Origin of the sequence: Thalassobaculum litoreum DSM 18839 (genome assembly GCF_900102465.1) — a bacterium.
GTDB lineage: Bacteria > Pseudomonadota > Alphaproteobacteria > Thalassobaculales > Thalassobaculaceae > Thalassobaculum > Thalassobaculum litoreum.
Genome location: NZ_FNBW01000001.1, coordinates 199476 through 212514 on the forward strand (window position 1 = coordinate 199476; position 13039 = coordinate 212514).

Annotated in this window: 12 protein-coding genes; 6 read left to right on the forward strand and 6 right to left on the reverse strand. The window is 65.1% G+C overall.

The features are described 5' to 3' along the window. Positions 1-246 precede the first annotated feature (246 nt). Both BLS34_RS00865 and BLS34_RS00870 read left to right on the forward strand, forming a co-directional pair. Positions 247-1131, forward strand: a complete 885-nt coding sequence (locus BLS34_RS00865; protein ID WP_093147503.1) for a protein-methionine-sulfoxide reductase heme-binding subunit MsrQ — start codon at positions 247-249, stop codon at positions 1129-1131. A 47-nt stretch (positions 1132-1178) separates the two neighbouring features. Further along, on the forward strand, positions 1179-2420 hold the full coding sequence (locus BLS34_RS00870) for an MFS transporter (RefSeq protein ID WP_093147506.1): 1242 nt from the start codon (positions 1179-1181) through the stop codon (positions 2418-2420). Here BLS34_RS00870 and BLS34_RS00875 read toward each other — a convergent pair. Then, entirely contained in the window at positions 2411-2827 is a 417-nt protein-coding gene (locus tag BLS34_RS00875; protein ID WP_028793176.1) for a PAS domain-containing protein, read from the reverse strand. The genes BLS34_RS00870 and BLS34_RS00875 overlap by 10 nt on opposite strands. Before the next feature lie 293 nt (positions 2828-3120). On the opposite strand from BLS34_RS00875, the gene BLS34_RS00880 reads away from it, so the two are divergent. Next, positions 3121-4575: an amidase gene (locus BLS34_RS00880; protein ID WP_093147509.1), complete on the forward strand. Its 1455-nt coding sequence runs from the start codon at positions 3121-3123 to the stop codon at positions 4573-4575. A gap of 36 nt (positions 4576-4611) precedes the next feature. Here the strand turns inward: BLS34_RS00880 and BLS34_RS00885 are convergent, their stop codons facing one another. The 3 genes from BLS34_RS00885 to BLS34_RS00895 form a co-directional block, all read right to left on the reverse strand. Next, complete coding sequence (locus tag BLS34_RS00885; protein WP_093148101.1) at positions 4612-5070, reverse strand: hypothetical protein; 459 nt, start codon at positions 5068-5070, stop codon at positions 4612-4614. Positions 5071-5174: 104 nt separating this feature from the next. Further along, positions 5175-7013 (reverse strand): O-acetylhomoserine aminocarboxypropyltransferase, encoded by a 1839-nt coding sequence (locus BLS34_RS00890; protein ID WP_093147511.1) that lies wholly within the window; start codon positions 7011-7013, stop codon positions 5175-5177. A 4-nt stretch (positions 7014-7017) separates the two neighbouring features. After that, complete coding sequence (locus BLS34_RS00895) at positions 7018-7830, reverse strand: enoyl-CoA hydratase (RefSeq protein ID WP_028794958.1); 813 nt, start codon at positions 7828-7830, stop codon at positions 7018-7020. Positions 7831-8009: 179 nt separating this feature from the next. Here BLS34_RS00895 and BLS34_RS25220 point away from each other — a divergent pair, with 179 nt between their 5' ends. Continuing rightward, positions 8010-9254: a hypothetical protein gene (locus tag BLS34_RS25220; RefSeq protein ID WP_215906014.1), complete on the forward strand. Its 1245-nt coding sequence runs from the start codon at positions 8010-8012 to the stop codon at positions 9252-9254. 34 nt (positions 9255-9288) lie between these two features. Here the strand turns inward: BLS34_RS25220 and BLS34_RS00900 are convergent, their stop codons facing one another. Next, entirely contained in the window at positions 9289-10227 is a 939-nt protein-coding gene (locus BLS34_RS00900; RefSeq protein ID WP_093147513.1) for an AEC family transporter, read from the reverse strand. Between the two features lie 128 nt (positions 10228-10355). Here BLS34_RS00900 and BLS34_RS00905 point away from each other — a divergent pair, with 128 nt between their 5' ends. Continuing rightward, positions 10356-11165 (forward strand): alpha/beta fold hydrolase, encoded by an 810-nt coding sequence (locus tag BLS34_RS00905; RefSeq protein ID WP_028794956.1) that lies wholly within the window; start codon positions 10356-10358, stop codon positions 11163-11165. Positions 11166-11179: 14 nt separating this feature from the next. Further along, entirely contained in the window at positions 11180-11842 is a 663-nt protein-coding gene (locus BLS34_RS00910) for an HAD family hydrolase (RefSeq protein WP_028794955.1), read from the forward strand. Between the two features lie 45 nt (positions 11843-11887). Here BLS34_RS00910 and BLS34_RS00915 read toward each other — a convergent pair whose 3' ends face one another. Further along, a complete protein-coding gene (locus tag BLS34_RS00915) occupies positions 11888-12994 on the reverse strand; it encodes an NADH:flavin oxidoreductase/NADH oxidase (RefSeq protein ID WP_028794954.1) in 1107 nt (368 codons plus the stop codon). Between the last annotated feature and the right edge of the window lie 45 nt (positions 12995-13039).

A 13039-nucleotide genomic window follows, 5' to 3' on the forward strand; every position in this document is an offset into this window, starting at 1 on the left:
CCGGACAGGCTGTGAGGTCGATCGCCCCATATGGTGGGGGTGTCGCGCGCCGCTGCCAACCGGTGCCGTGGCACGAGTGTCGTGAACCGCAGGCCTGGACCTACATAAGGCCCGGCCAGGATGCCGCGATGGTGATCGGCCGTGTGTCGCCGGATGCCTGGACGGCGGGGCGTCCGCCCCTCATGTTCGGCTCGACACCGCCGGCAAACCCCGGCGGACCAAGACAATTTCCATCGGAAGGATCGCATGGCGCTGTGGCATGACCGGGCCGGACGGGTTTCCAGACTGAAGATCGCGACGCTGGTCGCCATGTCGGTCCCGGCGGTTCTCCTCGGCGCCGACGCGGTGCTGGGCGGGCTCGGGGCGCGGCCGTTCGACGAGGCGATCCACCGCAGCGGCGACTGGGCGATCCGCATCCTCACCGTCTCGCTCGCGGTCAGCCCGGCGATCCGGATCCTGTCCTATCCCCGGCTGATCTCCGTCCGCCGCATGCTCGGGGTCAGTGCGCTCGCCTACCTGCTGCTGCATGTCGGGCTCTACATCGCCGATCAGGGCTTCGACCTGCCGAAGGTCGCCAGCGAGGTCGTGCTGCGGACCTACCTCACCATCGGGTTCGTGGCCCTGGTCATCCTGGCGGCGCTGGGCGCGACCAGCTTCGACGGCATGGTCCGGCGCCTGGGGCGGCGCTGGAACCACTTGCACATGCTGGTCTATCCGGCGGCGGCCCTGGGGGCGGTGCATTTCTTCATGCAGACCAAGATCCAGGCCTACGAGGCCAGCCTGATCGCCGGCTTCCTGCTGGTGCTTGGGATGTATCGGCTGGCGGCAAAGCGCCGGATGTCCCTTACGTCGCCCCTGGTTCTCGCGGCGATCGCCGTGGCCGGCGGCCTGCTGACGGCCGGGGTCGAGGCGCTGTGGTTCTGGGCCGGCACCAGTGTGCCGCCGCTGCGGGTGCTGGAGGCGAACCTGATGCTGCCCGACACCATCCGGCCGGCCTGGTGGGTGCTGGCGGCGGGGCTCGCGGTCGCGCTGCTGCCGCTTCTGCTCACGCCGCTGCGCCGGCGCATCAGGGCGGGCACCCGGTCGACGGCCGAGCGGACGGCCGAGCGGACGGTAGAGCGGACGGCCTAGGCGCGTGGTGGGTAGGCAGGGCGGAACGGCCCTTCTAGACTTCGCCTATGCGCAAGACCGGCTCCAAGACTGGCTGGGCCGCTCTCAGCGTGCTCGCCCTCTGCTTTCTGCTGAATGCTCTGGCCCGCGGGGCGGGAGAGACCTACGCGGTCTTCCTGCTGCCGATCGGCGAGGAGACCGGTTGGCACCGTGCCGATCTCACCTCGGTCTATTCCGTCTACATGCTGGCCAATGGCCTGGCCTCGCCCTTCGTCGGGGCGGCGTTCGACCGGTTCGGCGGCCGTGCGCTCTATGTCTTCGGCCTGATCTCCCTGGGCGGCGGGTTCTGGCTCGCCGGGCAGATGCAGAACCTGTGGCACCTGACGATGACCGTCGGGGTCATGGGCGGGCTGGGGATCGCGTCCCTGGGCATGATTCCGGGCTCGATCCTGATCAGCCGCTGGTTCGACGCCCGCATGGGCACGGCCATGGCGATCGCCTCGGCCGGGCTCGGCACCGGCACCCTGGTGCTGGCGCCGCTGGCCCAGGTGATGGTGGACAGCGTCGGCTGGCGCGGCGGGTATGGGCTGATCGGCGGCACGATCCTGCTGCTCGCCGTGCCGGTGGCGCTACTGCCCTGGCGCCGGATCACGGCGGGGGTGGTCGAGCGCGCACCGGCGGCGAGCGCCGGGCTGCCGACTCAAGGCATCGCCCGAGCGATCCGGACCCGGCCGTTCTGGGCGCTGTTCTTCGCCTTCTTCTTCACCGCCGTGGCCGGATACGGCGTCGCCCTGCAGACCGTCGCCTATCTGGTCGAGCAGGGCTTCGCGCCGATCCAGGCCGCCAGCGCCTTCGGTTTCGCCGGCATGCTGTCGATCTTCGGCATGCTCGTGGTCGGGGCCGCCGCCGACCGTTACGGCAACCGGGTGACCGTCAGCGTCACCTATATCGCGACCCTGGTGGGGATCGTGTCGCTCGCCCTGGTGCAGGTGCATCCGGGCTTCGCCTTCGTCGTCGGCTTCGTGCTGTTCTTCGGCGGGTCCATGGGCGCGCGCGGGCCGATCATCTCCACCCTGGCCGCGACGATCTTCAGCGGGCGGGGCATCGGCGCGATCTACGGGACGATCACCACGGGGCAGGGGCTGGGGGCGGCGATCGGCACCTGGCTCGCCGGTTTCCTGCACGACCTCACCGGCGGCTATACGGTCGGTTTCGTGATCTCGAGCGGCTTCATGCTGGCGGCGATGACGGTCTTCTGGGTGGTGCCGGAACTGGCGACACGGCGGCGGCGTGACGACGCCTACTCGTAATGGGCGACCGCCATCAGCATGTCGATGGTGACCCCGTCGGCGGCCAGCGGCAGCACCAGGGAATGCAGGGTGCGGTAGGCGCGGCCGGTATTGCCCAGATCGTCCTGCAGGACGCGTGGCTGGCCGTCCTGGACGACGGGATCGAGCACCCGGTGAACCCGCGCCAGGCGGGCGTGGTCGTAGAGGTCCTCGAACCAGCGCCCGGTGCCGTCGCGGTTGCGCATGTCGACGATACCGGTCCCGACCAGCCGATGGCGGTAGCTCAGGTTCCCATGCTTCCGGTGGACCTCGATCAGATTGATCCAGGGCAGCAGCGTGCGCGGCATCTCCAGCGGGTCGATGTCGTGGCGCGACGGCACCAGGGACTCGCTCGGCTTGCGCGCGCGCCAGTAGGCATAGGCGGCCACGTGCGCGGGAGCTGTGAGATCTAGCTCAGCGGGCCAATTTTGGTCGCCATCCATTCCAGGTATCCGTGCCAAGTCACTCTGCGCCAAGGATTGACATACGACGGTATGCAGGAGTCGCGCGTCAACTGAAGTTTGTGCGATATCGCACACCCTATGATAATTTTCGCATTTTCGAAAGCCAGAGGCGTGACCGGATCGGTGAGTTGATCGCCGTGCGGGACTGGGTCACGCTAACGGCCCTGCCTGCAGGACCCGCCTCGACACCCCGTCCGTCCGCTTTCCGGAGCCGTCCCATGACCGACATCGCTTTCGCGCCCGCGCATGAACTCGCCGCCAAGATCCGCTCCAAGGAGATCGGGTCGCGCGAGTTGCTCGAGCACTATCTGGCGCGGGTGGAGAAGTACAATCCGCCGCTGAATGCGATCATCGCCACCGATTACGAGGGCGCGCGGAAGGCGGCGGACGACGCCGATGCCGCCCTGGCGCGGGGCGAGGTCTCCGGCCCGCTGCACGGCGTGCCGATGACCTTCAAGGAGAGCTACGACGCGGTCCACATGCCGACGACCTGGGGTTTGGAGCATCTGGCGAAGAATGTCCCCGACGAGGACAGCGTGCCTGTCGCCCGCATGAAGGCGGCTGGGGCGGTGGTGTTCGGCAAGACCAACGTGCCGGTCTTGCTGGCCGACTGGCAGAGCTTCAATCCGGTCTATGGCAGCACCAACAATCCCTGGGATCTGAGCCGCACGCCGGGCGGGTCCTCCGGCGGATCGGCGGCGGCGCTGGCAGCCGGGCTGACCGGGCTGGAGGCGGGATCCGACATCGGCGCGTCGATCCGCAACCCGGCCCATTACTGCGGCGTGTACGGCCACAAGCCGACCTGGGGCATCCTGCCGCCGCGCGGCCACGCGATGCCGGGCACCATCACCCCGTCCGACATCTCGGTGATCGGCCCGCTCGCCCGCTCGGCCGAGGATCTGGAGATCTCCCTCGACATCATGGCCGGACCGCACGGGCTCGACGCCGCCTGCTGGACCCTGACCCTGCCGGAAGCCACCCAGCGCGAACCGGGCGACTTCAAGGTCGCGGTGGTGCTGGAAGACCAGAACCTCGACCAGGACACGGTGCTCACCGACGCCCTGCAGAAGGCGATCGATGCGCTGGCTGCCAGGGGCATGAAGATCGTGTCGGGCGCCAAGCCGGCCTTCGACACCAAGGAGGCGCACAGCCTCTATATCCGCCTGCTGCGGGCCGCCACCTCCGGCCGGGTGAACGACGAGGAGATGGCCAAGCAGCACGCGCTGCTGGCCGAGCTGGGCGACGATGACGACAGCTACATCGCCGAGATGGCGCGCGGCAACACCATGCTGCACCGCGACTGGATCAAGCTGAACAACCGCCGCAACCAGATGCGCGAGACCTGGCAGGCGCTGTTCGAGGAGGTCGACCTGCTGCTCTGCCCGATCGCCTCGACCACGGCCTTCCCGCACGACCAGGAGGGCGAGCGCATCCACCGCAAGATCGTGGTGAACAACAAGCTGGTGCCGGTGACCGACCAGCTCTTCTGGGCGGGCTACACCGGCGCGTTCAACCTGCCGAGCACGGTGGCGCCGGTGGGTCTGGCCAGCGACGGGCTGCCGGTCGGGCTGCAGATCGTCGCCCCGCACGGCCACGACAAGCGGGCCATCGCCTTCGCCAAGATGATGGAACGCGAGATCGGCGGGTTCGTCGCGCCGAAGGGCTACGAGTAACCGTCAGCCGGGCCGGTAGAGGAAGGGCGGGCCGGGTCAGTCGATCCGGTCCGGCAGGCCTCGGCCGTTGTTCCACCAGCGGTTCGAGTTGTCGCTGGTCGGGTCGTAGGCGGCCCGGCTGGCCCAGTCTTCGCGCAGGAAGATCACCGGCTCCTCGTAGTGATGGGCGTAGATGATCGCGTCCATCACCTGCTCCAGGGCCGCCGGATCCCGCTCGATGGAGATCTTCAACTCGACCATCGGGTAGGTTTCGGTGGTGCCCGCCTCGAAGCCTTCCACATGGGTCGTCGTGGTCGAGCCGGGCTCCGGCTGGGCGGTCTCCTTGCCGACCGCGGAGATGCTGGCATTGCGCTGATACCGCCCGAAACTGAGCGGGTGCACTTTCATGACCGCGTCGAGGATCCGGTCGGTATCCTCGGCCAGCGTCTGGATTTCCAGCGTCCAGACCGGCACGAAGCGGCCGGACTTCGCCTTGTAGGCGGACAGGTCCGTCATGGCGCGCATCTACAATTGTTCTTGTTATGTTCTATGCGTTGGGATGCGAGGGGTCAACGGGGCGGTGCGTGCGAACCGCCCGGCGATGGATAGGGGCGTGTCGTTCAGCCCAGCGCCCGCTCCAGGTCGGCGATGATGTCCTCGGCCGTCTCCAGGCCGATGGAGAGCCGGATCACGTCGTCGCCGGCCCCCGCCGCCGTCCGCTGCTCCTCGGTGAGCTGGCGGTGGGTGGTGCTGGCCGGGTGCAGGATCAGCGAGCGGGTGTCGCCGATATTGGCCAGGTGCGACAGCAGGCGGCAGCGCTCCACCACGGCCATGCCGGCCTCGTAGCCGCCTTTGACCCCGAAGGTGAACACCGAGCCGGCCCCCTTGGGCAGGTAGCGTTCGGCCAACTGCTTGTACTTGTTGCCTTCCAAGCCCGCGTAGCTGACCCAGGCGACCTTGTCGTGCGCCTCCAGCCATTCCGCCACCGTCTGGGCGTTGGCGACATGGCGCTCCATGCGCAGGGCCAGGGTCTCGATGCCGGTGATGGTCAGATAGGCGTTCATCGGCGCCATGGTCGGCCCCAGATCCCGCAGGCCGACCGCGTGGCCGTAGGTGGTGAAGGCGAGGTCGCCGAAGGTCTCGTAGAAGGTCAGGCCGTGATAGGCCGGCTCCGGCTGGGACAGGGACGGGAACTTGTCGTTCTGCGACCAGTCGAAGGTGCCGCTGTCGACCACCGCCCCGCCCATGGCGTTGCCGTGGCCCGACAGGAATTTGGTGGTCGAGTGTACGATCAGGTCGGCCCCATGCTCGAACGGCCGGCACAGGTAGGGGGTGGCCATCGTGTTGTCGATGATGAGCGGCACCCCGGCGTCCTTGGCGATGCGGGACAGGGCGGCGATGTCGGTGATCACGCCGCCCGGATTGGCGAGGGACTCGGCGAAGATCGCCTTGCACTTGTCCTGCATGGCGGCGGCGCGGACCGCGTCCAGATCCTCGGCATCGACGAAGTCGCAATGCCAGTCGAACTTCTGGAAGGTCCGGCCGAACTGGGTGATCGAGCCGCCATAGAGCCGGCGCGAGGCGACGAACCGGTCGCCCGGGCTCATCAGCGCGAACAGCGCCAGCATCTGGGCCGCGTGGCCGGAAGACGTGCAGGTGGTGCCGCGCCCGCCTTCCAAGGCGGCGATCCGCTCCTCCAGCACCGCGACGGTCGGATTGGACAGGCGCGAATAGATGTTGCCGAAGGTCTGCAGGTTGAACAGCGACGCGGCGTGGTCGGCGTCGTCGAAGACATAGGCGGTGGTCTGGTAGATCGGCGTGCCACGGGCGCCCGTCGCCGGGTCCGGCGAGGCGCCGGAATGCACCGCCATGGTCTCGAAGCCCTTGGGGATGAAGCCGTCGCCCACGTCGCTCTGCTTCGACACCTTGTCCGAGCGGCCGGGCATGCGGCGCTTGGAGGAGACGACCCGGCTGTTGAACCCGTGCCAGCCGAGCTCGCCGAACAGGCGGGAGAACTCGATCTTCGGGCAGCGGTCCATGATGACGGTGAGGCCGGCGGCCTCGGCCCGGTCGGCGGCCTCGTCGTTGCGCACGCCGAGCTGCATCCACACGACCTTCGCCCCGTGCTCGATGGCGGCATCGGAGATCGGACCGGCTGCGGCGGAGTTGCGGAACACGTCGACCATGTCGACGGTCTCCGGCAGCTCGGAGAGGTCGGCATAGGCCTTCTCGCCGAGGATCTCGCCGCCCGCACCCGCGACCTTCGGGTTCACCGGATAGACCTTGTAGCCCTTCTGCTGCAGGTACTTCATGGCGAAGTAGGAGGGGCGGTTCCAGTTGTCCGACGCGCCGACCATGGCGATGGTCTTCACGTCGCGCAGGATGTCGCGGATCACGTCGTCGTCGTAGACGAGCCCGCCATTGGCATCGGTCGCGCGCTTCGGGTCGATTTCGGCCATGGGTTTATTCTCCCTTCCAGACGGGGGCACGCTTTTCGATGAAGGCGTCGATGCCTTCCCGGGCGTCGTGGGCCAGCATGTTGCGGGTCATCACCGCGCTGGCATAGGCGTAGGCCTCGTCCATCGGCAGCTCAAGCTGACGATAGAACGCCTCCTTGCCGATGGTCAGGGTCAGCGGCGACTTGGATGTGATCTTGGCGGCGAGCGCATCCACCGCGGAATCAAGATCCTCGGCCGGGACCACCTTGTTCAGCAGACCGGCGGCCTCGGCGGTGGCGGCGTCCAGCGGTTCGCCGGTGACCAGCATCTCCATCATCTTCTTGCGGCCGACATTGCGGCTGATCGCGACCATCGGGGTCGAGCAGAACAGGCCGATATTGACGCCCGGCGTGGCGAACTTCGCGGTGTCGGCGGCGACGGCCAGGTCGCAGGCGGCGACGAGCTGGCAACCGGCCGCCGTCGCCATGGCGTGCACCTTGGCGATGACGATCTGCGGCAGGCGGTTGATTGCCATCATCAGGTCGGAGCACTGATCGAACAGCGCTTTGAAGAACGGTTCGCCCTCGTTCTCGCGCACTTCCTTCAGGTCGTGGCCGGCGCAGAAGGCCGGGCCGGCGGCGGCCAACACCACCACCTTGACCGTGCGGTCTGCCGCGATCGCCGCCAGCTCGCGCTGCAGCTCGGCCATCAGCGCCCGCGACAGGGCGTTGCGCTGCTTCGGCCGGTTCAGGGTCAGGGTGGCGACACCGTCGATGTCCTCGCGGACCAGGATGGGCAGGGCGTCGGTATCCGGCGTCTCAGCCTGGGGCAGGGCCATGGCTGTCTCCCTCGGTTTCTTGATTGGTGGTCACAATGCGCTCTCGCAGAAGGATTTCAAGATCTGTTGGGCAGCCTAGTGGGTCCAGGTCGCGCAAGAAACAACCGTGAGATTAGTCACGGACTTTTCCATAAATTTCGCGGACAAATAACAAAACCAACTAAAGACCGGGGGCGGTTATGTTGCGGATTTTGAGGCTGTTGTGGATAGGCTTCATAGCGTCAGGGATTTTCCTTGCAGATTGCCGGAATAACGCAGTGCTAGCACAAGGAGATCCGCCGTCGCCCGCTTCGCTTTCTATGGAAACTGCGGTGGCGCCCGAACCCGCTGCCGCGCTACCGGCAAATACTTCGGCACCTGCATTAATCGTGAATCAGTCACGCGAGAGCTGGAAAATTCGTTTTGAAAGAATTGTTTCGAAGAAACCGCCTACAGATAACGTAGATCAAAAGATTGAAGTTTTTAAAGGGGATGTAAACGCGATATTTCGCTGGATTCGGAGGGAGCGTGATACGTATTTCACGTTACGTAAAAATCAGGAGATTACGCTTCGTGAAATAAAGGATTTATCGGAGAAGAGAGAAAGTGATCTTGACAAGAGTTTGAATAGAATTGAATTATTAAAGAGTCGTATAGGTGATTTACAAGGTAGAAAAGATCTTGATCGTCGACAGAGGCTGATTTCGGATGGACGTAAATCAGAGAGTCAACGAAGCAGAGTTGAGCAGGATATTATAAGAATAGAAAAGCTATTGAGCGCATATAATCTATCACCAGAAGAAACAAAAGAAAATAACTTAAAATTACAAGAACTTAGGGATGAGTTAGAGTATATAAATTATGATATCCAGGATATTAAAGCAGAAATAGAATATGTAGAGGTAAGCTTAAAAGATAGAGCAGATGAAAAAGAAAGATTAGAAAAAGAGCAAAAAATTATTTTTGCAGAAATAAATGATATTAGGGATGATTTCAATTTATTGAATCAATATCATTTAACGCTAAGCGATAATTCCATTGTGACCGACGATTATCTTGAGCAAATTGACGATCATGCGGCGCTTATACTTCTGCCAGAGTCAGAGAAAAACGAATTTAAAATGATAATGTCCGCGACATTTGCTGGATTGGTGCTTTCAGTCATTGTTGGGTTTTTTGTTGTATCTTATAAAGATGAATATGTGAGAAAATCGATATTTTCTAATCAATCTGGTATTCAATTCATTACGCTATTTTCTCTTGTTATTGCGATTATTTTATTTGGGATACTAGGAGTATTGGGGGACAAAGAGCTTGCGGCTCTTCTTGGTGGATTGTCTGGATACATTCTCGGCAAGGTCGGCGACGGTATCGGTCGGTCAAGGCCACCCGCTCAAGCCGTTGATCAGCAACCGAAGGGACCCGATCCGGTTGTACCAGGCTAGCTTGGGTGATGGTCAGAAGCGGTGCCGCCTGCTTCTAGCGCACGTCCAGCAGCAGCAGCACGCCGGCGACCGAGAGGACCGACAGGCCGGTGGAGATCAGGATCGCCGTGGTCGACTGGGCGACGGCCGACTGGTAGCGCTGGGCCATCAGATAGACGTTGATCCCGACCGGCAGCGAGGCCAGCAGCACCGCCACGTCGCGCCACAGGGTCTCCACTCGGAACACGTGGGTCGCCAGCGCCCAGACCAGCAGCGGGTGCAGCGCCAGTTTCAGCACGGTGCCGACCGCCGCCTGCTGAACCGCCCCGGCGATCCGGTAGGCGGCGATGGAGGCGCCCATGGCGAAGACGGCACAGGGCAGGGCGGCGCGGCCGAGCGTGCTGGTCAGGGTGTCGACGAAGCCGGGCAGCTTGAAGCCCAGCAGGTTGACCAGCACCCCGAGCAGCAGGGCGATGATGATCGGGTTGGTGATCAGCCCCTTGGCCACGTTGACCGGCAGCCGCCGCATTTCCTGGCGGGCGCCGATGCCGATCTCGGCCTGGATGGTGACGACCGAGAGAAGCTGCCAGGAATGGAAGGCGATGATCAGGAACAGCGGCAGGGTCGCCACGTCGCCGAAGGTGGTCAGCACCAGCGGCACGCCGAGCATGACCGTGTTGGAGAAGGCGCCGGTCATCCCGGCGATGGCCGGCGCCGCGCCGGAGCCCTTGAAGGCATACCGGTTCAGCAGCGATCCGACGATCCAGGCGATATAGCCGCCGCCGAAATAGGAGATGAGAAACCCCCACTGGATCGTCGCCGGCAGCTCCGTCGTCGCCATGGTGCGGAACAGCATCGCCGGTATCGCGTAGTCGAACACGAAGCGCGACAGTCCTTTGGTGGCGTCGTGCGGGAACAGGCCGGTGCGTGCGGCCCCGTAGCCCAGCGCCACGATACCGAACACCGGCACGATGATCTCGAGAAGGATCTCCATGAAGACGGGCTTAAGGGGCGCGGACCGACGGCGCCAGATGCTAATCTCGCGTTGACGGCGTTTTGCGCCGCGCGCTACCGCTGAAGCAGAGCGTGATTCATAAGAATAAATCTTCCGGGAGGACGACCATGCCGCATCTTGAGATCGCCGACGGCGAGAGCCTGTATTTCGAGCACACCGCACCGAGCGATCCCGCCGGCAAGACCTTCGTCTTCGTCAACGCCCTGACCGGCAGCTACACCATGTGGGAGGCCTCGATCGCGCCGGCCCTGCGTGAGGCCGGCCACGGTACGCTGGTCTACAATTTCCGCGGCCAGGCGGAGAGCCGCACGGCGCCCACGACGAAACCGACCCCGACCCAGATCGTCGACGACCTCGACCGGCTCTGCGCCGAGGTGCGGCCGGCGCGTCCGGTGCTGGTGGGCCTGTCCATCGGCGGGCTGTTCGCCGCCCAGGCCTATGCCAGGGGCCTCCGGGCCGACGGAATCGTGCTGATCAACACCCTGCGCAAGCCGACCGAGCGGCTGGAGTGGATCAACACCGCCATGGCCCACGGGGTCGCGGCCGGCGGCTTCCGGCTGATCATGGAGCTGAACCTGCCGATGCTGGTGAACCCGGACCAGCTCGCCAAGATGCGCGCCGACGTGCAGACCGGGGCGCCCTACACGCCGATCGATCCGGCGGATGGCGGTTACCGGCTGATGGTCGAGTCGGTGGCGACCGACTGGAACTTCCCGTGGGAGACGCTCGACATTCCGGCGCAGATCATGGTCGGCTTGCACGATCGGGTATTCTACGTTGCGGATGACGTGGAAGAGCTCGCGGCGCGGATCCCGACCACCTCGCGGGTCGTGTTCCCGGATGCGGGCCATCTGATTCCGATCGAGCGGCCGGGCGCCTTCACCGAGGCGTTGCTGGATTTCGCGAAGACGGTATGAGAGGGGAGACCGCCGTGGCCTGGAAGCCGGCGCTGGTAATTTTCGACTGCGACGGCGTCCTGGTGGACAGCGAGCCGATCGCCACCCGCATCATCGCCGCCGCCCTGACCAAGGCGGGGCTGGAGATGAGCGGGGAGGCGGCCCTGCACCAGTATCTCGGCGGCAAACTCACCCGCATCAAGATCAAGGTTGAGGAGGATCTCGGCATCGAGCTGGGTGACGGCTGGGTCGAGGCGATCTACGAGAAGCAGTTCGCCGCCTTCCGCGCCGAGCTGCAGCCGATCCCGGGCATCGTCGACGCGCTCGACGCCCTCGACCTGGCGGGCATCCAGTACTGCGTCGGATCCAACGGGCCGCTGTACAAGATGGACGTGTCCCTGGCGGTCACCGGCCTGCACGAGCGGCTGGAGCACCGGATCTTCTCGGCCGACATGGTGCCGGAACCGAAGCCGGCGCCGGACCTGTTCCTGCATGCCGCCGCCAATTTCGACGTGCCGCCGGGCGACGTGGCGGTGGTGGAGGACAGCCCACCCGGCGTGCGCGCCGGGGTGGCGGCCGGGATGCGGGTCTTCGGCTATGGAAAGGATTCCGGCGTCGACCGGCTGAAGGAAGCCGGGGCCCAGGTGACATTCGAGAACATGGCCGACCTGCCAAAACTGCTGGGCGTCGGCGGTTGAGCGGCGGACCCGGCCGAGAGAAGATCGGCCGGGCCCTTTCTGATCCTACTTCTTCGGCACGAACGAGCCGTGGCCGGCGCGCCAGATGTCGGGGCGGCAGCGCACGTACTGCGGCGGATACTCGATCTTGACGTCCAGCGCCTGGGCGGCGTGCCAGGCCCAGCGCGGATCGTCCATCGCCCCGCGGGCGACGGCGACCATGTCGGCCTTGCCGGTGGCGACGATCTCCTCGGCCTGGGTCGCGTCGGTGATCATGCCGACCGCCATCACCGCGATGCCGACCTCTTCCTTCACCTTCTCCGCGAAGGGCACCTGATAGCCCGGGCCGACACTGATCTTCTGTCCCGGATCGTTGCCGCCGGAGCTGACATCGACGAAGTCGCAGCCGGCATCCTTCAGCGCCTTGCAGACTTCCACGGTTTCCTCGACGGTCAGACCGCCCTCGACCCAGTCGGTCGCCGACAGGCGCATGCCCATGGCCTTGCCCTCCGGCCAGACCGCGCGGCAGGCCTTGAACACCTCCAGCGGGAAGCGCATCCGACCCTCGATCGAGCCGCCGTAGCCGTCGTTGCGGGTGTTGGACAGAGGCGACAGGAACTGGTGCAGCAGGTAGCCGTGGGCGCCGTGGACCTCGGCGACCTCGAAGCCGACCCGGTCGGCCCGCTTGGTGCTCTCCACGAACTGCTGCTTGACCCTCTCCAGCCCGTCGGCGTCGAGCGCCTTCGGCGCCGGCCAGTCGCCGTAGCCGCGATCGGACGGGCCCAGGGTCTGCCACGGATTCTCGTCCGGCTGCAGCGGGCCGCCGCCGTTCAGCGGGATGCGGTTGGAGGCTTTGCGTCCGGCATGGGCGATCTGGATACCCATCACCGAGGTGCCGTACTGATAGCAGAAGTCGACGACCCGCTTCAGAGTCTGCTCGTTCTCGTCCGACCACAGGCCGAGACAGCCCGGGGTGATGCGCCCTTCCGGCGACACATGGGTCGCCTCGGTGAAGACGAGGCCGCCCGCGCCCATGGCGAACTGGCCGAGATGCATGAGGTGCCAGTCGTTGGCGCTGCCATCTTCGGAAACGTACTGGCACATCGGTGCCACCACGATACGGTTCGGCAGAGTGACGTCGCGCATCGAGATCGGCGAAAACAGTTGGCTCATGGGGTCCCCTCTGGTTGTCCTGTCGGGCAGGCCGGGGGACGGTAG